General features: G+C 57.5%; 19 protein-coding genes, 1 tRNA gene and 1 pseudogene. 14 read left to right on the top strand and 7 right to left on the bottom strand.

Annotated features, from left to right (window positions below):
• The first annotated feature begins 229 nt into the window (after positions 1 to 229).
• From ACR0LH_RS05545 to ACR0LH_RS05510, 8 genes are all read left to right on the top strand, one after another.
• On the top strand, positions 230 to 1,456 hold the full coding sequence (locus ACR0LH_RS05545; RefSeq protein WP_480720002.1) for an aminotransferase class V-fold PLP-dependent enzyme: 1,227 nt from the start codon (positions 230 to 232) through the stop codon (positions 1,454 to 1,456).
• Between the two features lie 45 nt (positions 1,457 to 1,501).
• Entirely contained in the window at positions 1,502 to 2,926 is a 1,425-nt protein-coding gene (locus tag ACR0LH_RS05540; RefSeq protein WP_480720001.1) for a cryptochrome/photolyase family protein, read from the top strand.
• A 69-nt stretch (positions 2,927 to 2,995) separates the two neighbouring features.
• Positions 2,996 to 4,204, top strand: coding sequence for a class I SAM-dependent methyltransferase (locus ACR0LH_RS05535; protein ID WP_480720000.1), 1,209 nt, complete (start codon positions 2,996 to 2,998; stop codon positions 4,202 to 4,204).
• A 16-nt stretch (positions 4,205 to 4,220) separates the two neighbouring features.
• Complete coding sequence (locus tag ACR0LH_RS05530; protein ID WP_170482250.1) at positions 4,221 to 4,661, top strand: TrgA family protein; 441 nt, start codon at positions 4,221 to 4,223, stop codon at positions 4,659 to 4,661.
• A gap of 30 nt (positions 4,662 to 4,691) precedes the next feature.
• A complete protein-coding gene (locus tag ACR0LH_RS05525; RefSeq protein ID WP_480719998.1) occupies positions 4,692 to 5,807 on the top strand; it encodes an NUDIX domain-containing protein in 1,116 nt (371 codons plus the stop codon).
• Positions 5,808 to 5,876: 69 nt separating this feature from the next.
• The gene (locus ACR0LH_RS05520; RefSeq protein ID WP_170384023.1) at positions 5,877 to 6,911 is read left to right on the top strand and encodes a cysteine synthase A; all 1,035 of its coding nucleotides are present in this window, start codon (positions 5,877 to 5,879) and stop codon (positions 6,909 to 6,911) included.
• Positions 6,911 to 9,352 carry a DUF3772 domain-containing protein gene (locus tag ACR0LH_RS05515; protein WP_480719997.1) on the top strand — a complete coding sequence of 814 codons (2,442 nt, stop codon included), beginning with the start codon at positions 6,911 to 6,913 and terminating at the stop codon, positions 9,350 to 9,352. Before ACR0LH_RS05520 ends, ACR0LH_RS05515 begins: the two co-directional genes overlap by 1 nt.
• Positions 9,353 to 9,442: 90 nt before the next feature.
• Positions 9,443 to 9,532 (top strand) — tRNA-Ser (locus tag ACR0LH_RS05510).
• Positions 9,533 to 9,883: 351 nt separating this feature from the next.
• On the opposite strand, the gene ACR0LH_RS05505 is transcribed toward ACR0LH_RS05510, so the two are convergent.
• From ACR0LH_RS05505 to ACR0LH_RS05480, 6 genes are all read right to left on the bottom strand, one after another.
• Positions 9,884 to 11,578 (bottom strand): recombinase family protein, encoded by a 1,695-nt coding sequence (locus ACR0LH_RS05505; protein WP_480719996.1) that lies wholly within the window; start codon positions 11,576 to 11,578, stop codon positions 9,884 to 9,886.
• Positions 11,579 to 11,580: 2 nt separating this feature from the next.
• Positions 11,581 to 11,985 (bottom strand): DUF2924 domain-containing protein, encoded by a 405-nt coding sequence (locus ACR0LH_RS05500; RefSeq protein ID WP_480719995.1) that lies wholly within the window; start codon positions 11,983 to 11,985, stop codon positions 11,581 to 11,583.
• Positions 11,982 to 12,227 carry a DUF3489 domain-containing protein gene (locus ACR0LH_RS05495; protein ID WP_480719993.1) on the bottom strand — a complete coding sequence of 82 codons (246 nt, stop codon included), beginning with the start codon at positions 12,225 to 12,227 and terminating at the stop codon, positions 11,982 to 11,984. Before ACR0LH_RS05495 ends, ACR0LH_RS05500 begins: the two co-directional genes overlap by 4 nt.
• Positions 12,228 to 12,350: 123 nt before the next feature.
• Complete coding sequence (locus ACR0LH_RS05490) at positions 12,351 to 12,740, bottom strand: DUF5681 domain-containing protein (RefSeq protein ID WP_480719991.1); 390 nt, start codon at positions 12,738 to 12,740, stop codon at positions 12,351 to 12,353.
• The gene (locus ACR0LH_RS05485) at positions 12,733 to 13,116 is read right to left on the bottom strand and encodes a DUF5681 domain-containing protein (RefSeq protein WP_480719989.1); all 384 of its coding nucleotides are present in this window, start codon (positions 13,114 to 13,116) and stop codon (positions 12,733 to 12,735) included. The genes ACR0LH_RS05490 and ACR0LH_RS05485 overlap by 8 nt, the downstream gene beginning before the upstream one ends.
• The gene (locus ACR0LH_RS05480) at positions 13,113 to 14,489 is read right to left on the bottom strand and encodes a site-specific DNA-methyltransferase (protein WP_480719988.1); all 1,377 of its coding nucleotides are present in this window, start codon (positions 14,487 to 14,489) and stop codon (positions 13,113 to 13,115) included. The genes ACR0LH_RS05485 and ACR0LH_RS05480 overlap by 4 nt, the downstream gene beginning before the upstream one ends.
• A gap of 375 nt (positions 14,490 to 14,864) precedes the next feature.
• Here ACR0LH_RS05480 and ACR0LH_RS05475 point away from each other — a divergent pair.
• Positions 14,865 to 15,167, top strand: a pseudogene (locus ACR0LH_RS05475) (IS6 family transposase); the annotation flags it as partial.
• Here the strand turns inward: ACR0LH_RS05475 and ACR0LH_RS05470 are convergent.
• A complete protein-coding gene (locus ACR0LH_RS05470; RefSeq protein ID WP_480719987.1) occupies positions 15,133 to 16,272 on the bottom strand; it encodes a recombinase family protein in 1,140 nt (379 codons plus the stop codon). The pseudogene ACR0LH_RS05475 and the gene ACR0LH_RS05470 overlap by 35 nt on opposite strands.
• Before the next feature lie 590 nt (positions 16,273 to 16,862).
• Here ACR0LH_RS05470 and ACR0LH_RS05465 point away from each other — a divergent pair.
• Genes ACR0LH_RS05465 through ACR0LH_RS05445 form a run of 5 tightly spaced genes read left to right on the top strand, consistent with a single transcriptional unit; the run spans position 16,863 to position 24,430 of the window.
• The gene (locus tag ACR0LH_RS05465; RefSeq protein WP_170621122.1) at positions 16,863 to 18,728 is read left to right on the top strand and encodes a GAF domain-containing protein; all 1,866 of its coding nucleotides are present in this window, start codon (positions 16,863 to 16,865) and stop codon (positions 18,726 to 18,728) included.
• A gap of 1 nt (position 18,729) precedes the next feature.
• Positions 18,730 to 20,871 carry a peptidase M50 gene (locus ACR0LH_RS05460; RefSeq protein ID WP_480719985.1) on the top strand — a complete coding sequence of 714 codons (2,142 nt, stop codon included), beginning with the start codon at positions 18,730 to 18,732 and terminating at the stop codon, positions 20,869 to 20,871.
• A complete protein-coding gene (locus ACR0LH_RS05455; protein WP_480572717.1) occupies positions 20,864 to 22,816 on the top strand; it encodes a preprotein translocase subunit SecA in 1,953 nt (650 codons plus the stop codon). Before ACR0LH_RS05460 ends, ACR0LH_RS05455 begins: the two co-directional genes overlap by 8 nt.
• 1 nt (position 22,817) lies before the next feature.
• Entirely contained in the window at positions 22,818 to 23,639 is an 822-nt protein-coding gene (locus tag ACR0LH_RS05450) for an efflux RND transporter periplasmic adaptor subunit (protein WP_170621119.1), read from the top strand.
• A gap of 35 nt (positions 23,640 to 23,674) precedes the next feature.
• On the top strand, positions 23,675 to 24,430 hold the full coding sequence (locus tag ACR0LH_RS05445) for a SapC family protein (RefSeq protein ID WP_480719984.1): 756 nt from the start codon (positions 23,675 to 23,677) through the stop codon (positions 24,428 to 24,430).
• Positions 24,431 to 24,687: the final 257 nt, after the last annotated feature.

Raw genomic sequence — 24,687 nt, 5'->3', positions numbered from 1 at the left:
CACGTAACAAAGCCGGGCTGAAACGTCCGGCTTTTTTTGTCGCGTTTGCAGGCCTGCTTGACGGCAAATGGTGTTGTGGGCAATTTGGCGCTGTTCTTGTGAACCACAAGGGCTGCCGGTGCTTCATAAGTGCGGGCTGGGCTGGAAGACCTGCCATGATTTCCGAGGGGACCGAAATCATGCTCGTGCTCCTTATGGATTGACGCGCATGATCAAGGAGTCCCGTGCCATGAGCACTCTGGATATCAATTTTGTTCGGTCACTGTTCCCGGCATTTTCCGAACCCAGTCTGCAAGGGCAGGCCTTTTTTGAGAATGCAGGCGGTTCCTACACCTGCAAACCGGTTCTTGACCGGCTGACCCGTTACTATACCCAGCGCAAGGTTCAGCCCTACGGCCCCTATGAGGCCAGCCGTTTGGCGGGTGACGAAATGGACGAGGCCCGCAGCCGGATGGCCGCTATTCTGGGCGTTGAGACGGATGAGCTGAGCTTTGGCCCATCAACCACTCAGAACACCTATGTTATGGCGCAGGCATTCCGCCAATGGATGAAGCCCGGCGAGGCGATTGTTGTCACCAATCAGGATCATGAGGCGAACTCGGGTCCGTGGCGTCGGCTTGCGGATGACGGCATTGAAATCCGTGAGTGGCAGATCGATCCCGAGACCGGATCCCTGAACCCGCATGATCTTGAACACCTGCTGGATGAAAAGGTGCGTCTGGTCTGTTTCCCGCACTGCTCGAACGTGATCGGAGAGATCAACCCGGTTACCGAAATCACCGCCATCGCGCATGCGGCGGGCGCTTTCGTCTGCGTCGACGGCGTTTCATACGCGCCCCACGGGTTTCCGAATGTTGGGGACCTTGGGCCGGATATCTACCTGTTTTCCGCCTACAAGACCTATGGGCCGCATCAGGGCTGCATGGTGGTCCGGAAATCTCTGGGTGATCTGCTGCCAAATCAGGCGCATTATTTCAACGCGGATGTGCTGTATAAGCGCTTTACACCCGCCGGTCCCGACCACGCACAAATCGCGGCGAGCGCAGGTATGGCGGACTACGTTGACCTTCTGTGTGACCATCACAATGGGCCTGACAGCGATGCCACCGAACGCGGTGCCTTTGTCCATGACTTGATGCGTGCGCAAGAAGTGGCCTTGCTTCAGCCGGTTCTGGACGCGGTCAAAGATCGCAACGCCGTTCGGTTGATTGGAACGTCGTATGCAAGCATACGTGCACCGACTGTCGCGATGGCCCTGACGCGCAACGCCGAGCAGGTCGCGGCTGACCTCGTGAACTACGGTATCATGGCTGGCGGAGGCGACTTCTATGCCGTGCGCCCGCTGCAGGCTATGGGGGTCGATTTGGCCCAAGGCGTGCTGCGGGTCAGCTTCACGCACTACACCTCTCAGCAGGAAATTGATCAATTATTGAACGCACTTGACGCCGTTTTGTGATCCGGTTTCCGCTCTGTTTCGTACACTGAAGAAAACAGGGCGAAAATGGAAAACGAGCGGCCACCGATTATCGTTTGGTTCCGACGGGATTTGCGCCTGTCGGACCATGCTGCATTGACGGAAGCTGCTGCGTCCGGGCGACCGGTTATTCCTCTATTTATACTGGATGATCAGGCCGAAGCGCTTGGGGCTGCACCCAAATGGCGTTTGGGTTTGGGCGTGGATGCGCTGGCGCAGGCGTTCAACAATCTGGGCAGTCGTTTGGTTCTGCGTCGCGGGCACGCTCTTGCGGTTCTTGAAGACCTCGTCGCGCAGACAGGCGCAACGGCTGTCTACTGGTCCCGTGCCTATGATCCCGACGCAATTGCGCGCGATACCGATGTAAAGTCGCGGTTGTCTGAGCAGGGTATTGAGGCAAAATCCTTCGCAGGTCATCTGCTGTTTGAGCCTTGGACTTTTGCAACCAAATCCGGCCAGCCGTTCCGCGTTTTCACACCGATGTGGAGGGCAGTACAGGGCCGGGATGTTGCGTCACCCGAACCTGCTCCTGCAACGCTAAGGGGGCCGCAGAACTGGCCGGGATCGGACGATCTGTCAGAGTGGAGCCTGGCCTCGGGCATGAACCGGGGGGCGGCAATTGTGGCCCCATATGTGCGGGCAGGCGAAGCCGCGGCGATCAAAGCGCTGCACGGCTTCTTGGATCGGATTTCGTACTACTCCGAAAACAGGGACCGGCTGGATCGCGATGCAACGTCAAATCTGTCCGAATACCTGTCTTTGGGGGAAATCAGTCCACGCACTGTCTGGCACGCGGTTCAAAACGCGGCGATGACCGGAGTGTCAGGGACCGATGCATTCTTGCGCCAGCTTGTGTGGCGAGAGTTCGCATATCACCTGATGTTTCATACGCCACACCTGTTGACCGAGAATTGGAAACCCGAGTGGGAGGCGTTTCCGTGGAATACGGACGTCACCCGCCCCGAGGTGGTCGCATGGCAAACGGCCAGAACCGGGATTCCGGTTGTGGACGCCGCGATGCGCCAGATGTACGTGACCGGCCGAATGCACAATCGGGCGCGCATGATCACGGCCAGTTACTTGACCAAGCATCTGATGACGCATTGGAAAATCGGGATGCAGTGGTTTGATGCCTGTCTGATCGATTGGGACCCGGCGTGTAACGCGATGGGTTGGCAGTGGGTTGCAGGCTCGGGCCCGGATGCTTCGCCGTTTTTTCGGATTTTTAACCCACTGACCCAGCAGGAAAAATTCGATCCGAACGGGAACTATGTGCGCAAATGGATTGCCGAAGGGCAATCAAACCCGCCCGCGACAGCGCTTGCATATTTTGACGCCGTTCCACGCTCATGGGGCATCTCTGAGACGGACTTGTATCCAAACCCGATTGTTGAATTGCCTGTCGGCCGCGCGCAAGCGCTCGCGGCTTATGAAGGCCGAAAAAGCCAGTAAGGAACTGAAAACTTGCCAGAAACACAAACTCGTCCTAGCCTGAAACAGCAACCGCACAGGGGAAAGCGGATGATCCATACGACGACAGAAGGGCAAAAGGGCCTGCCGAGGTATTTCGGTCAAGTTCTGAAAATGCTGAACAAGATGGAATCCGGGCGATTGGACATCGCTCTGCCGGACGGTCGCATCTTTCGGTCAGAAGGCGCAAGGCCCGGACCGGTCGCGCGGGTGGATATTCACAACCCCGACGTCTTCGCACGCCTGATCCGCGAAGGCGAGCTGGGCTTTTCCGACGCCTATCTGGAAGGAGACTGGAGCACCCCGGACCTGCGGTCTTTCATGGACCTTGTGCATTTGGGCACCGAAACGGTCTATGACGATTTCACCGGTAAGTTCCTTGTCCAAGCATATGAGCGTCTGCGGTTCTGGTTGCACGGCAACAGCCGGAAACAGGCGAGAAAGAACATCTCGTATCATTATGATTTAGGTAATGATTTCTATGCTTTGTGGCTGGATGATACGATGACGTATTCCAGCGCTTTGTTTGAGACGGGGCAGGAAAGCCTCGAAAATGCGCAAACGGCGAAATATGCCAGTTTGGTCGATGAAATGGGTGCGAAACCTGGCGATCATATCCTTGAGATCGGATGCGGTTGGGGCGGATTTGCAGAATACGCCGCGAAGGAGCGTGGTTTGCGGGTCACAGGGCTTACGATCAGCGAAGAACAGTTGAAGTTTGCCCGGCAAAGGATTGAAAAAGCTGGTCTATCAGAGATGGTGGAGTTCAAACTGCAAGACTATCGGGACGAGCGTGGCCAATATGATGGTATCGCTTCGATTGAGATGTTTGAAGCGGTCGGGCAAAAATACTGGCCTGTCTATTTTGAAACAGTCCGAGAACGCCTCAAGCCCGGTGCGCAGGCTACGCTGCAGATCATAACCGTAGCCGATCACAGGTGGGATGTTTATCGAAACGGCGTTGATTTCATTCAGAAATACATATTTCCCGGCGGGATGCTACCGGCGCCTTCTGTGTTGAAGGAACAGGTTTCGCAGGCGGGGTTGAACGTCGTGACGTCGAAAGAGTTCGGCAAAAGCTATGATCTGACTCTGCGGCGGTGGTACGAAACGTTCAACGACAAGTGGGATGTAATCGCCGACATGGGGTTTGATGAGCGTTTTCGCCGCATGTGGAATTATTATTTAACTGCCTGCGGCGCAGCCTTTGACACCGGTAATTGCGATGTGACACAGATTACTGTAGCGAAACCAGTGTAGTGAACGGACCCCTCTAATGCCCACCGCCTCACGTCTAATTGCCGCCGTCTGTCTTTTGGTGGTGGCTTTCCTCGTGTCGAGCATGATCATCACGAACGGGGAAGAAGGTAAGGATTACGGCGCGTTCACCTATATCAACATGTTTTTGGGCGTTGCCTGCGGATGGATGATCATGGGTCGGCGCGCTGGCAAGGGGTGGACCGCTGCAATCAACAATGGCTTGACTGGAATAGCTTCGTTGGTGTTTTGGGGGCTGTTCGTGCAGGGATGTTACGAAATGTTCCGTCTGGCCATGCGTCACAGATACGACGGCCCGTTTGAGGCTCTGCTGGCGATTTTCCAGATTGGCATTGAGTATGGTCGGCTGTTGCTGACCCCCGAAATCCTTTTGACCTTGGCGATCGGTGCTCTTGTGGCGGGTCTCGCCACAGAGGAGGCCAGCCGCCGCTGGCGGTAATTCTTCGTCTGAAACACGAGACTTCATTCCTTGTCTGATCTATTCTTCTACGGCACACTCCGACACTTGCCTCTGTTGGAACTGGTGTTGGGGTGTACGGCATCGCAACTCGACATCTGCAAAGCATCTTTGAACGGCCACGCCGTTTACGGGGTGCAAGGGCAAGCTTTCCCGATGATTTTGAAGGATAAAGATGGATTGGCTGACGGGCTTCTGGTGCGAGGGCTTGGCGATGAGGAACTCAATCGGCTGAGGTTCTATGAGGGTGGGTTCGACTATGACCTCAGAACGCAAAACATAGAGCTGCAAGATGGGTCGATGACCGAAGCCAGCGTCTTCTACCCCGAGTCAGAACATTGGATTCCCGATCAAATTTGGTCCTTGCAGGATTGGGTGGACACGTGGGGAGACGTCACCATGCTGGCTGCCGTAGAAGTCATGGATTTCTACGGTCGTGTGGACGCGGCCACGATTGCGCAAAGTTTCCCGGCGATCCGCACCAGAGCTTGGGCGCGGCTTGCCGCCCGACAACGCCTCACGGGTGACCCGCGCAGTGTTGGCAAAGATGTCATGGTGCATCAGCATCAAAGAGCCTACCTCAGCTATTTTGGGATGGACGAGCTTAGGGTGCAGCACCGCCAACATGACGGCTCAATGGGCGAAGTCCTGAACCGTAGTGGCTTGATGCAGGGTAGTGCGGTGGTCGTACTGCCGTATGACCCGGTCCGAGACACGGTTTTGCTGGTCGAGCAATTCCGGGCTCCGGTCTTCCTGATAGGCGACCCGGAACCTTGGATGTGGGAACCTGTGGCCGGTATGATCGACCCTGGGGAAACGCCCGAGCAGGCAGCCCGCCGCGAGGCCGTGGAGGAGGCCCAGACGCAACTGAATGCTCTGGAATACGCAGGAGGCGCATATTCTTCCAGCGGATCATCGACTGAATTCATTCATCTCTATGTCGGACTCGCCGATCTTGATCGAACAATAGACAACGGCGGGGTTGCCTCGGAGGGTGAAGATATCCGAACGCAAATCCTGCCGTTTGTCGAGTTTATGGACCGTGTTGATGGCAACGGGTTCAAGGATTTGCCGCTGTTGTCTCTGGCCCATTGGCTTGCCCGTCACCGGAACCGACTGCGCGCATAGTTATCGCCGCTTGTGGTTGTCGCGCGTCGATTGTAAATCTTCGTTGTTATGTAATGAAATGAGGGCGCCATGCGCATTGCACGAGACCTTGCTGACGCAGTAGGAAAAACGCCGTTGATCCGGCTGAAACGCATCAGCGAAGAAACCGGGTGTGAAATCCTTGGCAAGGCCGAGTTCATGAACCCCGGCCAATCGGTCAAGGACCGCGCGGCGCTGTATATCATCAAGGACGCCATCGCACGCGGTGAGCTGAAGCCCGGCGGAACGATCGTTGAAGGCACCGCAGGCAATACCGGAATCGGCCTTGCGCTGGTTGGTGCCTCGATGGGGTTCAAGACCGTTATCGTGATCCCGGAAACCCAGTCCGAAGAAAAGAAGGACATGCTGCGGCTTGCCGGGGCGCAACTGGTGCAGGTTCCGGCCGCCCCTTATCGCAACCCCAATAACTTCGTGCACTACTCGCGCCGCCTGGCCGAGGAGCTGGCGCAATCCGAACCGAACGGTGCGATCTGGGCCAACCAGTTTGACAACGTGGCAAACCGTCAGGCGCATGTGGAAACCACTGGCCCCGAGATTTGGGAACAAACCGATGGTAAGGTCGACGGGTTTGTGTGCGCCGTTGGATCGGGTGGTACGCTGGCCGGTGTTGCTGACGCGTTGCAGCCCAAGGGCGTCAAGATCGGTCTGGTCGATCCGATGGGGGCAGGGCTTTATTCCTACTACACCACCGGTGAGATCGCGATGGAGGGAAGCTCGATTGCGGAAGGGATCGGTCAGGTGCGCATCACCAAGAACCTTGAGGGGTTCAAGCCGGACTATGCCTATCAGATGACGGACAACGAAGCGCTGCCCTATATCTTTAATCTGCTGCGCGAAGAAGGTCTGGTCATGGGCGGTTCGACCGCGATCAACATGGCCGGTGCCGTGCGATTGGCCAAGGATCTGGGGCCGGGGCATACCATTGTCACCATCCTGTGTGACTATGGCACGCGCTATCAGTCCAAGCTGTTCAACCCGGAATTCCTGCGTGAGAAAGAGCTGCCAGTCCCGGATTGGATGACCGAAGCGCCCCGCAGCATCCCCGGCGTGTTCGAGGACGTATGATGCTGCGGCAGGTCCGCCTGTTCCTGGCCCTGATTTCGGTTTGTTTTGCCGTTTTGGGCGGCCCAGTTGCCGCCCAACTGACAGATCGGCAAAGTGAATACTATCAGGGTTGGATTAAAACGGCGGATCGGGCCGAGGGTGTTATCGAAGCGGACCGCGCCTCGAATGCTGCGCTCGAGAATTTGCGTTCGGAAATAAATGTTTACCGCGAAGACTTCAATAAGGCTCGCAGCGCCAATACAGACCGGATTCAAACTCTGGAAAGCCAGCTTGAGGCTCTTGGCCCCAAGCCCGAAGGCGAAGAGACCGAGCCGGAAGACATCGCGGCCATCCGTCAACACCTTGATGAGCAGCTAAACGGCCTGCGTGTGCCTCGTATCATTTCAGAGGAGGCATATAGCAGGGCCAACGGTCTCATCAGTGAGATTGACCAGATCATCCGTCACCGTCAGACCAAGGAACTGATGGAAAGAGGTCCGTCACCCATTAACCCGGCTTACTGGGGGCCGGCATGGGTGGACGTGAAAGAAGCCGCCCGTAGCCTGATCAACGAAATAGCCGAGAATTTGCGAACCGACGTCGCGCGCGAGCAAATACGGGAACGTGGGCTTGGGATTTTTGTCCTGTCGGTAATCTCGGTCGTGCTGCTGGTCTTCGGAAGAAACTGGTCCGAGAGAGGCGGGGACTACCTGCGCCTCTTGGGTGGGTCCGGTACAGGGGTTTGGACGTTTGTGATTTCTCTGCTGCGGATCCTCTTGCCGTGGCTGGGGGTTCTGGCCGCAGTTGTTGCCATTAACCTGACAGGGGTGCTGGGGCTGCGCGGGTCATTACTGCTTGAGGAAGTGCCGTATTGGGCCGCAATCATCTTTTTCTACGACTGGATTGGGCGTCAAATTTACCTCATTGGGCAAGCTCAGGGTTTCAAACGCCTGTCTGCGATCAAAATCAAAGAGTTGCGCGTCTACATTGACTTGCTGGCGGTGATGTTGATCCTGCATGAATTGGCAATATTGTTCGAGCAGATCGAGAACATTTCGGACTCCACCAGAGCAGTTGTCAGCTTTCCGGTCATTGTTGCCACTGCTTTGCTGCTGCTTCGTGTTCGGCATATTCGGACAACTGACGCCCAGCAGGATGAACCAGACCCAACCGGAACGACCCGCGTGGCAGGCTTTAGCCAGATGGTCGAATTTTTGCGCCGCGCGCTGTTCCTGTTGGGTATCGCAACGCCTGTACTTGCTGTCTTCGGCTTCACGAACGCGGCTGAGGCTTTAGTTTTCCCGGCGGTCAAGACGCTTGTCCTTATTGCGGCGCTTGTCATTTTCCAGCGTTTTATCACGCAGGTCTACGGCTGGATCACCGGGCAGGGCGAAGCAGTGTGGGACTCGCTGTTCTCGGTTCTGGTCGGGTTTGTACTGGCAATCTTGGCCTTGCCGATCCTTGCCCTCTATTGGGGCGCGCGCCAAACAGATTTGCTCGAGGCTTGGTCCCGTCTGTTGATGGGGTTCGATATTGGCGGCGTGACAATCTCGCCCAGCAACTTCTTTGTCTTCGTTATCGTTTTCCTCATTGGATATGGGCTGACGCGGATGTTGCAAGGGGGGCTGCGGAACTCGTTGCTTCCCAAAACCAGCATTGACCCCGGTGGGCAGAACGCAATCGTATCCGGGACGGGATATGTCGGGATTTTTCTGGCAGCACTTGTGGCCATCATGGTCGCAGGGTTCGACCTGTCCTCGCTGGCAATCGTTGCGGGTGCTTTGTCTGTCGGTATCGGTTTTGGGCTCCAGACAATCGTGTCCAATTTCGTCTCAGGCATCATCCTGCTGATCGAACGCCCCATCTCGAAGGGCGACTGGATAGATGTGAACGGAATGACGGGGTACGTCCGCGATATCTCGGTTCGGTCAACGCGGATTGAGACTTTTGACAGAACGGACGTCATCGTTCCCAACTCGGACCTGATCAGCGGAGTGGTCACGAATTACACGCGCGGGAACACCATCGGTCGGGTCATCGTGCCCGTTGGCGTGGCTTACGGGACCGATACAAAGCGGGTCGAGAAGATTTTGGGCGAAGTTGCGAACGAACACCCCATGGTTCTGGCCAATCCCGCGCCCAGTGTCGTGTTCCAGGGATTTGGGGCAGACTCACTGGACTTTGAAATTCGGGCCATCCTGCGCGACGTGAACTGGGTATTGTCCGTAAAATCGGACATGAATCACGAGATCAACCGCCGCTTTGCCGAAGAAGGGATCGAGATTCCATTCGCCCAACGTGACGTCTGGTTGCGCAATCCTGAAACGCTGCGGACGCCAACCGGCACCCACCAAGCAGAATCGAGCAAAAAGACTGAGGCAAACCTCTCAGATTCGCCGGCATCTACGGCGATTGAGATGGCTGAGGCCGACATGTCCGACGGCGACGGGGATGAGGTGTAGGGCCGTTTCTACCCTTATCTGAAAAGGTTGAATTTTCGCCGTAATCGGGCCTTGCAAATCCCTAAGCGATAGTCCAAATATCGCGCCCACGGAGAGGTGGCCGAGTGGTCGAAGGCGCACGCCTGGAAAGTGTGTAGGCGGGAAACCGTCTCCAGGGTTCGAATCCCTGTCTCTCCGCCACCCACCCCTATCTCTGTAAGCGCAGTCCTTCTTTCCCTGTTTTCTCCCGTTTTTCCGGGCGCTTGGGCTATGCCATCTGCCGGAGAGACGACTGTAATCCCATGAGCTGGCGCGATTTCGGCGAATTGTCTCCGTAGGCACCATCACGCGCTTCGGTTAGGGCCAAAATTCCCTGCTAACAGGGAATTTACAGGGAAACTCTTCAAATTTTGGTCATTTGGGCGGTTTTTCACCCTGAATCTGTGCCCTTTATCAATGAGTTGCGCAAGAATTCCCTACGCAGAATTACAGGGAACATTTTCGCCGTTATCAGGGAACTTTTCCGAAAGAACAGGGAACGCTTTACTCAGATCAGGGATGCCTTCGACCGCCCTCGAACCCGTAAGCTTTTGCCTGGGCATCCCAGTCGAGGGACATCGGTTTTCGGATGATCCGTTCGAGGGTCAGGTCCGTCGGTTGACGCCCCTCGAGGATCGCGACCTGGATTGCGGGCGACAAGAACGCCAGCTGCGAACGGGTGCGAATGTAGGATTCTGCATGCCCCGTCGCTACGGCGATCTCTCTAAGGGGCCTGCCGTTGCGCAATTCGGCTGCCCAGACATGCGTGCGGGAAAGAGCGCGAAGGAGCGTACGATCTGGTTGAGGCTCGCGGTCGCCGATGACGATCCTTCCTTCGACACCGCGTCGGCGAAGTTCGAATGGAGCCTCAATCGTCCGAACCGCGCGGTCTATCTCATTGGGTAGCATTTCCAACGCCTCGGCTAGACCATCCGCATTCAGCCGCAAGACAATGCCGTTCTTCGTGATCTGCCCATCGTCCAAGATCTTCTGTAGATACTCCGGCGCGCCCTCTGAGAGCCGACTGGCGAGTCGTCGTGCTTTTGCTTTGATGGCATCGTTGCGCTGCAGATCGGGTTTTGCGCAAATCCGATGGTCGCGGGCCAGCTTCCCGATATGCCGTATAATGGCGTTGGCTACAGCCTGTTCCAATGCCGGCGCGGGTAATCGCCAACCTAGCGGATCTGTTCCGCCAGAGACCAGCCGGTTCGAGACGTAGTATCGGATTTGCCGTCCATGACGTCGGGTGTGCGTCGGGGTCAGTCGATCTCCTGTCTCATCACGCAGTTTCCCGGTGAGCGGTGCGATAGGCCTGGCACCGAGCTGTCGAGCAGCAGTCTTCCGACCCCGCGGTCGTGCACTGGCGGCCTGTAGCTTTTCCTGGACCCGGTCCCAAACCGCATCGCAGACAAGCGGCTCATGCTGCCCATCCCAGACCCGGGTCTTGTGGCGGATCTTGCCGATGTAGATCGGGTTGCGCAGCAATGCATAGATCTGGCCGCGCGAGAACGGATTGCCACCCTGGGCCCGCCCGGAGCGGAAGCGGTGCAGCTTGGAGCGCAGGCCCAGGGCATTGGCCCGACGCATCACGGCATTCAGGCAGCCGAGGTCGTCGTAGAGCGCGAAGATCGTCCGGACAGTCTCTGCCTCATCCGCGTTGATGACGAGACCGCGGGTTTTGGGATCTGGATGCGGATTGTACCCGATCGGCGGGACGCCACCCATCCAGAGCCCCTTCTTCTTGGACGCCGCGATCTTGTCCCGGATCCGTTCGGCCGTGACCTCGCGCTCGAACTGGGCGAAGGACAAGAGCACGTTGAGCGTCAACCGCCCCATCGACGAGGCCGTGTTGAAGGCTTGGGTGACTGAAACGAAGGAACAACCGGCGGCATCGAACTGCTCAACCAGCTTGGCAAAGTCGGCAAGGGAACGGGTCAGGCGGTCGATCTTGTAGACCACGACCATCTGGACAAGCCCCGCGTCAATGTCGGCAAGGAGACGCTGCAAGGCGGGCCGGTCAAGTGTTCCGCCGGATATGCCTCCGTCATCGTAGCGGGCCTTGCCTGCAACCCAGCCCTCGTGCCGCTGGCTGGCGATATAGGCGGCACAGGCCTCGGCTTGTGCGTCCAGCGAATTGAAGTCCTGGTCGAGCCCCTCGTCGGAGGATTTGCGGGTATAGATGGCGCAGCGGATCCGCGGTTTGTTCATGGTCAGGGCACCTTCTTCAGGCCGAAGAAGCGCGGCCCGGACCACCGGGCCCCGGTGATGGCCCGGGCGATCGGCGACAGCGACGCATAACGCTGACCATTCCAGACGAAGCCACCGTCGATGACATCGACCACATGGGTCGCGCCATTCCATTCCCGGATCAGGCGCCCTCCAGGCTTCAGGGTGGGGCTGCTGGTGCCCCGGTCGTCGCGGACCGCCCTCGTGAGCTTGCCGACAAAGCCCTTGGGCAATCCGCCACGTTCCCGGGCCTGCACCTCGAAGGCCAGGAACCGGCGCAGGAACGGGCTGCTGAGGCGTTTCGGGACAGGTGTGCCAAAGACCGCGTCCCAGGCGGCAATCAGCGCCGCCCGGTCCATGGTCTCAATCTCGGCGAGGGAGAGCTTCATGTCGCGCTCTCCGGGCCGCTGGTTATGCGGTAGACCGCGCCGCCGCCGGCTTTGGCAGGATCCGCGCGGTCGATCGTGTATCCGGCTTTCCGGAGACCGCTCATCGCCGCCCGGACGGAATGCGGTTGCCAGCCGGTGGCGGATTGCAGGGCGGCGAGTTCGGCGCCGGCCTTGCGGCTCAGAAGTTTGCACAGGATCGCGGTCTTGGTCTCGCGCGGCGGTGTCGATGGGGTTCTGGACATCTTGGCTCCTCGGTTCTCCGGGCCGGCGGGTTGCCGGCACTGGTACCGAGATGCGCCCGGAATCCGACCGGGCTTGGGAACAGTGACGCTCCGATCGCGCCGGAAGTCCAGTCCGGAGAGGCGCTACTTGCGCAATTCCGAGTCCCTTGGAATTGGCACGCCCATGCGCTCCAGTTTGTCGAGGACTTCCTGCCGTTTGTTCCTCTGCTCTTCTTCCTTTGCCTGAACGGCCGGGCCGACGTCCATCATGATGCGGATCGCTCCGAGCAACGACGGTTTGTGCCCCTTGAGACCTTTTCGGCAGAGCGCGAGATAGGCGGCTTCGATGGCCTCCAGCTGAATCGTACGTCCGTCCGGCCCGCGCGCGTCGACGGGCTGTGTGAGGATGCGTGCGGCGTCCATCATGATTTCCGATTTCGTCCTCGGCCGCCCCTTCGGATTGCCTGACTGACCTTTCTGCCAGCGTGTGGACCTTGGGGGATTGGCGTAGCCGATCTTGTCGTCGTTACTCATGGGGAGGGTCCTTCCGAGCCGCTTTTTTCTCCATCCGTCGGATTCTGCTGAGGATCCGCCGTTTCTTTTCTTCCGGCGGGCAGGCATCGGGATCGGCGATACCGGATTCATCGATGATGCGCCGCTGCAATGCCAGGGCCTGCCTGTCGCCCTGCAGCGCCAGTTCGCGGAGCTTCCTCATCAGGGCATCGCAGATCGGCATCGTCTGGTCGTCGTCCTTGACCCGGACCTTGCGGTTGAGGACCCGATGAAGAACGGTGTCCAGATCTTCCTGTTTGCGCGGGCGGCCACGAGGATTGCCGGACTTGCCCTTCTTGAACCGCGTGTGCTGGGGCGGGTTCATGTACCCGACTTTCGGGGGCGTCTCGGTCGTCATTCGGCCGACACCACGATCGTGGTGTCGGCCTCGGCTGCGCGGTCGAGGTCCACATCGGCGAAGGTCTGGTCGGTGCCCGCAAGCCGTGCCGACCGCCCCGTCTGGGCTTCGAAGCGCCGGCAGATCACATCGCAGTAGAGGGGGTCGAGTTCAATGAGGCGGGCCACACGGCCCGTGCGTTCGGCCGCGATCAGCGTGGTGCCCGAACCGCCGAAACCGTCGAGCACGATGTCGCCGCGCCGGGTCACGTCGCGGATGGCATCCGCCACCAGCGCGACAGGCTTCACGGTCGGATGCAGCGCCAGGTCTTCCTGGTTGCCGCCGAAGCTGTTGACGCCGGGATAGTCCCAGACATTCGTCCGATAGCGACCAGTTTCGCCAAGGCCGAAGGTGTTCAGGTGCTTCGCGGTGCCGACCTTGTAGACGAAGATCAACTCGTGACGGGAGCGATAGAAGGTTCCCATGCCGCCATTGGTCTTGGCCCAGACCACAAGGTTTTTCAGTTCTGAGTAGATCTCGGCCCCGGCCGCGCTCAGTTCGTCCATATGGCGCCAGTCCATGCAGACGAAGTGAATCGCGCCATCGAGGCTGACCTCGGCCATGGCGGAAAGGGCGTCGCGGAGGAATGTGGTGAAGCCGGCTTTATCCATCTCGCCCGTCGCCATGGCGAACTCGCGATGCTTCACCTTGCCGGAGCCGCAGACGTGACCGTCGATCTTTACGTTGTAGGGCGGATCGGTGAAGACCGCGCGGGCGCGATCGTCGCCCATGAGACGCCGATACGTGTCTGGATCCAGCGCATCGCCGCAGATCAGCTTGTGGCGCCCAAGCTGCCAGATGTCGCCAGGCTGGGTGACTGCAGGACCCGCGAAGACCTCGGGGACGTCATCGGCAGGGTCGCGGTCGCCAGCATCGTCGTCATCCAGCAGCAGGTCGATTTCTGCGGTCTCAAAGCCGGTGATCTCGAGATCGAAGTCAAGGTCCATTTCGGATAGCGCCTGAAGCTCGATCGCGAGGATCTCGCGGTTCCATCCTGCCAGCTCGGCCAGGCGGTTGTCGGCGATGACGTATGCGCGGCGTTCGGCGTCGCTGAGATGTGCCAGTTGGATGACGGGCACTTCGGTAAATCCGAGCTTGCGGGCGGCGGCGACGCGGCCGTGACCGGCGACGATGCCGCCGGCGCCATCGATCAGAACCGGATTCACGAAGCTAAACTGCCGGATCGACGCTGCGATCTGTTCGATTTGCTTTTCGGAGTGCGTGCGGGCATTCCCCGCATAGGGATTAAGCTCCTCCACCTTGCGGTAGGTGATCTTGAGCCGGAGTGTTTCCGGCAGGGTTGGGCTCTTCACCCGGGTCTTCGCATTTGGCACAGCAGGTCCTCCTCATGCACCACGCCCGCCGGACAGCCCGGAAGGCTTCTTCGAAACTTTCGTGCGGTGCTGAACACCGCGGTTTCTCCGTTGATGCGTAAGCAGGACCCTCAGGGTCGCTCACGAATGATCAGCGTGACCTGATCTACGAACGGCTCTTTCTCCGCCGTTCGACCCGTCGTTCGGATGCCAGATCTGGCTCTGAACGTCGGGTGAAAAAGAGATGGAGTTGCCTTCAAACAAACGCAAGGAAAAAATTCAAAAGATATAAATGGCTTATACAAAAATTTGGGTGTTCTCTGTTGGTTCTGTCGCCAAGGTGCTGTCAAAGGAACTTGGGTTGAGGCGGGCAGTAAGTCGATCTAGCGTCTGCGAATGTCGAAGAAAGATCCATTCAAGTACTTCAAAACGAGCCCAGAGATTATCCGCCTGGCGGTGATGCTGTATATTCGGTTTCCACTTTCATTGCGGAATGTCGAAGACCTGCTGCACGAACGCGGGATCGATGTCAGCCATGAAACCGTCCGCTATTGGTGGAATAGGTTCGGCCCTGTGTTTGCTGCGGAGATCCGCAGAAAGCGGGTTCAGCAACTTCGCGCATTCTCGAAATGGAAGTGGCATGTGGACGAGGTTTTCGTGAAGATTAACGGTGAGCGACACTATCTCTGGCGCGCAGTCGGAGGGTCATGTCGAGGCTCGGGAGCAGGTAGTAGTCGAGCGGCCGTTGGTTCGGCCGATTCATACGAACCGCAATCGTGATGTCAGGCTTGAGGCTCATGTCAAAGCGGATATTCCACCGCAGAGAGCCCGCATTGGTTTCACTGCAGCGGACGATGACGAGAGACGCGGTGAATTCGCCGTTGATGGTGAGCAGGTCCGTTCGGGAATGTCGTTCGACGCTGCCGCCCGAAGCCTCGATGCTGGCAATCGTTTCAGTGACGATGTCAGGATAGAGATCGCGCAGGCGCCGATTGATCTCGATATACCGATAGTCCCGATCTGGCTTGAACCCGACCAGCTGATAGGCGCGCAGTAGGCTCCCAAACCGCGATCGGTACGCGCTGCTTGAGGGCAGGGCCTCGGCTTCATCGATGACCAGCCCCGATAGAAATCCCTGGGTCTCGAATACTTCTTTCAAACCCTCGAGCATTTCATCATCGGTGAGCTTGCTTGATCGCGCATTGATGATGGTGTTGGCGGCTGCAAACAGATCCGGATCGACGATCCCTTCGAAGGCCCCCTCAGCGCGAACCCATGTGTCGGGATCGTTCTGCACGCGTCGCTTCTTCAGTTTGAAGGAACTGCGGTTCCAGACGTTGTTCCCGATGTATTTCTCGTTGATCAGGATCTGGTGGACGGTGCTGCGGGTCCAGGCTCGGCCGAGATCCGTCAGGATGCCACGGGCATTCAGAACCTCGGCAATCTCGGTCTCGGAACTTCGATCGTCGACGAAGCGGTGAAAAATCTCCTGAACGTCGGCGATTTCCTCGGCTGGCCCCGGGACCAGGGTGACACGATCCGTCTGAATGCTCTTGTGCTCGCCGCGCTCCAGGATTCCTTTCGCGATACCTTGTTCGTCGATCAGTCGCTTTAGGCCATCGCGCCCTTGGATGCGTAGCCCGCTCTTACCCTCATCTGAATATGTGCGGACGATCTCGATACCGCGTTGCTCTGCGTAATGCGCGATCGCGTCAGACTGGTTTTCGGTCGAATAGCGTTGGTGCTCGGTCGACATCCGGACGTATTGAGCGGCGCGCCGAAGCTGCGCTCCCCTTGGCGCCATTGCGCCTCCGTCATGTCCGTCCCTCCAGCTCAAGAACCGAGCCTTTCATTTTTCGCCTTCGGCAAGTCACGGGAAATGCCTGTGATTCCAGATGTCGGTAATCAAGCGACTGCAGGTCCGTCACGCGACCCGCAGGTTGCGCTCCAGAACGACCCGTTTCGTGAATTCCTGTTTGTTTGGATCGCGGTCGACCTTATCGACGCGGCGCCTCGCCGTGTGCGTCGCGGGCGTTTGAGGCCCAGTACCAACAACGGCCTGTCCCTGCCGGCGGTAACATCATACGGCCGGAGTGGTTCGGCGCTGCGCAAGTCAGCCTCTGCCGCGCAGACAGATAGAAATACACAGCGTACAAAACTGCATTCTTGGGGAAATGACAGCCCTTCAACGAGATCGTGCTCAAGTAACCTGTTCGAAAACTATTCGAAGAGTGCAATCCTCAGACCACGCATGCTCGTCAACTAGACCCCAGAGTTTGCGACACATCCACTAACGGTCAAAAGAACAGTTGACGGATGGGAAACTCACAGCGCAAGGTGGTCCGAGCTACCTGCGTTTAAGTTTATTTAGTTGTTGTTTGTATAGGAGTGGGTATGCCTGCCGATGACTCGGGTTTTGCGGACCACGAGGATGCGAAACCAAAAGTAACCTGGCTGGAACAAAGTTTGTGGAAGGCCATCTCTAACTCTCCGGCCGAACACAAGTCAGGGACAGCAGGCTGGTTGAGCGCGTGGCTTGGCATACTAGCGTCGCGTATTGGAAACGTGCGCGTTGGGGCTTTGTTTGAGCTAGATGGCAACGCACTGAATGCCGTAGTTGAATACCCTGAAGGCGCTGTGCCGCCGACAGCCCTTACTCTGGAGGTTCACAGGGCTGTCAAGGCGGGAACCGGTGTCGCGACCACGCTTGAAGGCGACGGTGCCATTGCGGTTTGTGCATTGCCGATTGAATTTGATGGCGGTGCGAAATGGGTGTTGGCACTGGCACTTGCCGACGCAACTCAGGACCGTATCCGCGTTACTCTTCGTGAGATGCAGTGGTCAGCCGCCTGGCTGCGCGAGCAGGAATGGGCGAAAGCGGCAGGCAATTCGAATGCCTCTCTTGAGCGGTTGCGAATGGCGACCGAGGCGTTGGTCGCCGCGCTTGATCGCACGCGATTTGTCGAAGCTGCGATGACAACTGTCACGGAACTGGCCCGGCGGTTCGACTGTGACCGTGTTTCGATCGGGTTCTCAAAACGCCGACGTCAGAAGATTGTCGCAATCTCTCACGCGGCGCGATTTGCGGAACGCATGCAGATTGTTCAACTTGTTCAATCCGCTATGGAAGAGGCCTGCGATCAGCGTATGGCGATGATCTTTCCCAGTCAGGATCAAGCGCCTTATCAGCGCGCGCATGAGGTCTTGTCGCGCAAACTGGGCTCTTCTCAGATACTAAGCATACCGATGCTGTCGGGTGATCGGATCTATGGTGCGGTGACGATGGAGCGATCAGGCGACGCGTTTACGCAGGAGAATGTCGAGGCCCTGCAGACCATCGCTGCAATGGTCGGTCCGGTGTTGGAAGAAAAGCGGCTGAATGATCGCTGGTTATTGTGGAAAGTCCTGGAAACACTTGGGCGACAATTGAAGTTCACGCTCGGACCGACGCATTTCACCCGAAAGATCGTACTGCTTGTTGCTGCCGCTATTGTCGGATTTTTCTGGTGGGCCACCGCCCCGTACAAGGTGACAGCGGATGCGGCGATTGAAGGAACGGTTCGCCGGGCTTTGGTCGCGCCTTTTGACGGGTTTATCCTGACGGCAGACGTGCGCGCCGGTGACGCTGTCGCTAAGGGTCAGGTGCTTGCAAAACTGGATGATGCGGATCTGGCGCTAGAACGGCTGCGTTGGGTGACCGAGCGGCAGCAGTATGAATTAAGCTATGAAGACGCGTTGGGGCAGCGGCTTAGGGCCGACGCAGCGCTTGCAAAGATCGGGATCGAGCAGGCTGAAGCTCGGGTGGCGCTGATCGACGCCGAACTGGAACGCACGACGATCCGCGCACCCTTCGACGGGCTGGTGATCTCGGGCGATCTTTCGCAATCTATCGGAACTGCCGTGTCCAGAGGGGATCTGATTTTCGAGATCGCGCCGCTAGACCACTACCGGGTCGTTCTCGAGGTGGACGAAACCCAAATCGCAGAAATTGAACCCGGTCAGCATGGTGAGTTGATTGTGGCGTCTCTGGCTAACGAAATATTTGAAGTGAGAGTGTCCAAAGTCACGCCAGTTGCACGTGTGGTCGATGGGCGAAACGTCTTTGAGGTCGACGCGCTGGTCGAAGGAAACTCGTCACGATTGCGCCCGGGCATGGAGGGTATTTCAAAGATAAACATAGAAGAGCGCCGCCTGATTTCGATCTGGACCCGACAGTTCACGGACTGGGTGCGTATGGCGCATTGGCGTTGGTTCGGGTGACATGGAAACACTCGAAAGCTCCTCCTGGCATCGCGTTGCCGATCTGAAACCACGGTTTCGACCGCATGCCGATATTCACCGGCATGTTTATCGGGGGCATGTCTGGCATATCGTTCAGGATCATCAATCCGGTCGGTATTTCCGGATTTCGCCTGCCGCCTATCATCTGGTTTCGCAGATGAATGGGATGCGAACGGTCGAAGAGATCTGGCGAAATGCCGGGCAACGATGGGGGACTGACAGACCAACGCAGGACGAAACGATACGGCTGATTGCGCAACTGGGGCAGGCGGACCTGCTGGTCGAGGGCGCGCCGACGGATATCAGCGCAATTGCACGCCGGGCCGAGATCGGACGCAGCCGGGATATGCTCGCCAGGATCAAGAACCCGATGGCGATCCGGATACCGCTTTTTGACCCTGACCGTTTTTTGTCTGCAACCCAGATGTTGGTGCGCCCGCTGTTCACCCTTTGGGGCCTGATCGCTTGGCTGGGGCTGATCGGGTTCGGGATCGTTACGGCAGCTTTGAACTGGCCAGAACTGATGTCGAACCAGCTGGATCGTATTCTGGTTACCGAGAACCTGATCCTTTTGGTAATTACCTACCCGTTCGTAAAAGCCTTTCACGAGCTTGGGCATGCCTATGCCGTTAAGGTCTGGGGTGGGGAAGTGCACGAAATCGGCGTGATGCTTCTGGTCTTTATGCCGGTGCCTTATGTGGATGCGTCATCTTCGGCAGCTTTTCCTGAAAAGTATCAGCGCGTTGTTGTTGGCGCCGCCGGTATCATAGTCGAAGTGGCGCTTGCGGCGATTGCAATGATCGTCTGGGCCAATGCGGAAAGCGGGCTGGTCACGGCTATCGCCTTCAATGTGATGTTGATCGGCGGCGTGTCGACGGTTCTTTTCAATGGCAACCCATTGTTGCGTTTCGACGGATATTACGTTCTGGCTGATCTTATCGAAACGCCGAACCTGGGGCCGCGATCCAATCGTTATGTCCAGTTTCTGGTGCAAACACATGTTTTGGGGATGCACACTGTCGACGATCCCGCCACCACGCCGGGTGAGCGTCGCTGGTTTTTCGCCTATTCGGTCGCGGCTTTTCTTTACAGGCTGACGATCATGGCCGCGATTGCAATGTTCGTTGCGGGCAAGTTCTTTTTCTTCGGCGTCGTTCTGGCCATTTGGGCAATCACAATGATGCTGATCTGGCCGATAATAAAAGGTCTGAAATTCATTTTGACTGACGCTCGCCTTGACGGTCAGCGTCCTCGCGCCATCGGGATAACGGCTGCGGCGGTATGTTTTGTTCTGTGGGTGTTGGCTGGTGTGCCGATCCCGTATCGCACCATGACACAAGGCGTCGTCTGGGCCGAGGAAAACGCGCAGGTTCGTGCAGGCGCCAGCGGTTTTGTGAGCGAAATTTTCGAACAACCCGGAACGATTGTGGAGCAGGGAGCGACGCTGGTGCGGTTTGAGGACCCCATTGCCGCGAGCCGCGTGAACTTGTTGGAAATAGATTTGCGCGCCAACCTGGCACGTTACGAAGGCGTTCGGGCCATTGATCTGGTTCAGGCCAAGATCTTTTCGGAACAGGTCGAATTGGCAAAATACCGGTTGGACGCCGAAAAGCTGCGGGCGTCGGAAATGGAAATCACCGCCCCTCAGAGCGGGCAGTTCGTTCTGGTCGATGCCGACGCTTTGATTGGTCGATATGTGCGCAAGGGCGCGCTGCTGGGGTTCGTGATGCCGGATGGCGCGCCTTTGATCCGTGCCGTGGTCTTGCAATCGCAGATCGACCTTGTCAGATCCCGTCTTGTAGGCGTCGAGTTTCGCGCTGCCAGCGGCATGCGCCGCGAAGTATCGGGCACAATCTTGCGGGCTCCCCCAGCGGCCGTTTCGGACGTACCGTCCGAAGCCCTGGCAACTTCGGCCGGAGGACCGGTGGTGGCGCAAGTTGCAGAAAACGGCCGAGCCCGTGCGATCGATCCGTTTTTCATTGTCGATATCGTTCCCAATGAACCCATGTCACTTGGGGTCGGCGAGCGGGTTTACGTCAGATTTGATCACGGTCCCGAACCAGTTCTGTTCCGCATTTCCAGAAGCGTTCGGCGTCTGTTTCTGAGTCAGTTCGATGTCTGAGGCGATCTGGCTTTCACCTCTGCGTCTCTACCCGGAACGCGACGACGGGCATCTTGATCCCAGGCTGAGCCCAGCTGCGCGCATAGAAGGTCTTTGGGCGTCTCGTTTTGCCAAGCTCAGGGCGGTCAAGCTTCGCCGTAAAATCCTGCCCAAAGTACAAAAAGCACAGCGGCGAATGGCGCGTATGTCGGCGTCAGAAATTGCGCAGGAGCAGTTGGAAATCCGAACGCTTTTGCGCCGCGCAAACGGATATCCAGCCGATCTTTCCGCTCGCGCTTTGGTTGTGGCGGCGCACGAGGCGACAGCCGTTCTGGGTATGACACCGCATCCGGTGCAGTTTGTCGGGGCCTATGCTTTGCTGTCGGGGATGCTGGCCGAGATGGAAACCGGTGAAGGCAAAAGTCTTACTGCGGCGCTGGCGGCTGCTGTAGCCGGCATGGCAGGCGAGCAGGTCCATCTAATCACCTCAAACGATTACCTTGCGACCCGCGATGCGGACAGCTTCAGAAAGTTTTTTGGCCGGTTCGACTTGACCACAGCTGGGGCGACGAACGGGCAAAGCCCGGCCGACCGGATGGCGGTGTATAGTGCAGATATTGCCTATCTTTCAAACAAAGAGGCTGCGTTTGACTATCTGCGCGATCGTCTTGATCGTCGGACAGGTGAGGGAGAGATCGGCGCCACGCTTCGGAATTATCTGGATGGAGACAACGGCCTGCGGATGCGAGGATTGCCCTTTGCGATCGTGGACGAGGCCGACAGCGTTATGATTGACGAGGCGCGCACGCCGCTGATCCTGTCTGCCGAACGGGAAACGGAATTGGACGAAGCGGTTTGCCGTCTGGCGTTTTCCTATGCGGATAAATTGCAGGAGGGCACAGATTTTCAGGTCGAAAAGGATTTGATGCGGATCACGCTTACCGAGGACGGGGGTGAAAAGCTGGATGCTCTGGCCAATGATGCGCCGCCACCCTGGGACATGCGGATTTTTCGCGAAGAACGGGTCAGGCAGGCACTGGCGGCGCGTTATCTTTTTGAACGCGACCGTCACTATCTGGTTAACGAGGATAAAGTGCAGATCATCGATGAATATACCGGCCGTATTCTGGCTGATCGGTTCTACGCCGAGGGTTTACATCAAATGATTGAAGCAAAAGAAAAATTACCTCCCTCCAGTCGCAGGGTTACCTTGGCGCGGATTACGTATCAGGTGTTCTTTCGCCGCTATGTGAGGTTGGCGGGAATGACCGGAACCGCGCAGGAGGTTGCCGATGAATTCTGGTCAGTTTACGGCCTGCCTGTCGCGCGGATTCCCACCCATCGTCCGGTCAGACGTCAGCATCGCAGTCCCAAAACTTACCCAACAAGTGCTGAACGGTGGGAGGCTGTGGCTGACCGCGTTGAAGAGTTTCAAGTAACAGGTCAACCAGTGTTGATCGGAACCAGATCAGTCGGCGCGTCGCTTGAAGGGTCGGATGTTTTGACGGCCCGAGGCATCCAGCATGTGGTTCTAAACGCCGCGCAGGATGCTGAAGAGGCCGACATCATTGCGCGCTGCGGTCAGTTGGGTCGCGTGACAATTGCGACCAACATGGCCGGTCGGGGCGCTGACATCCGTATCGGGACAGGTGTTGCAGAGCTGGGCGGGCTGGCGGTTGTCATGACTGAATATCACGATGCCGGGCGTATCGACCGCCAACTTGCCGGCAGATGCGCACGCCAGGGCGAGCCGGGCCAGTTCGAAGTTTTCGTGTCAGACGAAGATGCGCTTTTGGCCGAGCACGGATCTCAGGCCGATCAAATTCTAACTCGCTACGTCAAGAAGGAAGACGCAGGGCTTCATCTGCTTGCGCAACGGCGTGCCGAACGCAAACACCGCCGGATGCGTACGGCCCTTTTGAAGGCGGACAGAAAACTATCGGAGGCGCTGCCCTATGGTGATTAGGATGCTTGGATTGACCCTGTCCGCTGTCTTGGTGACGATCGGTGCGCCGGCGTTGTCAGATCAGACGACGTTTGATTGTGTGATTGATCCGGCCAGCATAATTAGGCTGGGCGGCACCACATCAGGCAGCCTTGCCGAAGTACTTGTCGACCGTGGCGACCCGGTTGCCAAGGGTCAGGTCGTGGCGATGCTGGATTCCGAACTCGAACGGGCAACGGTCGAGTTGCTGAGGCTGCGGGCGAATAACAGAGAAACGATCGAAGCCTATATCGCTGAGCTTGTTTTTGCGAAAAAGCAACTGGACCGGTTGGAGGTGCTGGTCAGCCGCGATGTTGCCTCGGTTGCTGCAATTGATCAGGTTCGGTCTGAAGCGGCGATTGCTGAGCGCAACGTGGCAAATGCCGAGTTGGATCAGGAAGTCGCGCAGATGGAACTCAGGCGCGCGGAAATCCAGTTGGAACGGCGCAAGATCAAAAGCCCGATCGACGGGCTGGTTGTCAGCCGCCTGCTATCTCCCGGTGAATATCTGACCGAGGAAGGGTCGGTGCTTGTTCTGACGCAGTTGGATCCTCTGTATGTCGAGGTTTTCCTGCCGGTCGAACTTTATGGTCAGATTGGCATCGGCGATCAGGTTGTGGTTGAGCCGGACGCCCCGGTTGGGGGGCAGTACGAGGCCGAAATTGCAGCTGTTGATCAGGTGTTCGACACCGCCTCAGGCACTTTTGGCGTCAGGTTGTTAATGCCGAATCCAGACAGCGAAATTCCCGGCGGGCTTAGATGCCTGGCGAAATTTACAATTGACAGCGCGCTTGTCGCTGATTGATGATTTGTTAATTAACCGAAAGGAATTGGGTAGTTATGTCCGAACAAAATTCTTCAGAAGCCCGACAGCCACAGTTTTATCAAAGCCCCGAACCGCTGGATGCGCGCAAGCACGGGGATCTGAAATTTAGAAACGACACCGGGTACGGATTTGCCCGCACAGCAACAGGTGTCATGATCACCGCCGCGGAATTTGTGCATGCGGCCAAACATTATCCAATCGTGTTTACAGAAGCGAACCAGGCCGTTCCGATCGCCCTGATGGGGGTACGAAGCGGGGAAAACCTGTTTGTGGATGCCGACGGGAATTGGAAAGAAGGCGTGTACATTCCCGCCTATATTCGTCGCTATCCATTTGCGTTCGTTTCTAGCACAGATGCCGATCGGTTGATCCTTTGCGTGGACCGCGACAGTCAGCACGTTTCCGAGGAAGACGGCGAGCCGCTATTTGTCGATGGTGAAGCGACTGCCGTCACCAACAGCGCGCTTGAGTTTTGCACTGCGTTTCAGCGACAGCACAACGTGACTCAGCAATTGTGTGAAGCATTGAAGGAACACGGATTGCTGTCAAAACGCAGGGCGGACGTCTCGCTTGGGCCGATTGAGAAAACCGCTGTCACGGATTTTCTGGCGGCGACCGAAGATGCCCTTGCCGGTCTGGAAGATGACCGCTTTCTGGACCTGCGGCGCAGGGGATTGCTTGGCTTTTTGTACGTCCATCTGATGTCGCTTACGAACTTCAACACGCTTGCCCAGATGGCTGTTCAGGTTGATTCGGATGCTGCGGCGTAAATCAACTTTGCGTGTCTTTCTTAAAACGAAAATCAGCAAGCCTTTGAAAAGGCTTGCTTAATAATGTGAACTATTACTTAACCTTTTAAGCAAAACTAGCATACAATAACGAAAATAAGACTTTAGGCCGCTTACATATTCATCTCGAGCGGCACTCTTTTTAGATCGAAGACCTGAATTTGAGTGGTCTGATTTTTGGGGCGTTACGCCTGAACGTCCCTGAGTTTTTGTAAGCCCGTTCGCGCGGGCTCGGGTCG

The sequence above is a fragment of the Ruegeria sp. CL6 genome (genome assembly GCF_056536465.1).
The sequence above is the reverse complement of the archived record's forward strand: the minus strand, read 5'-3'. Positions and strand labels throughout refer to the sequence as shown.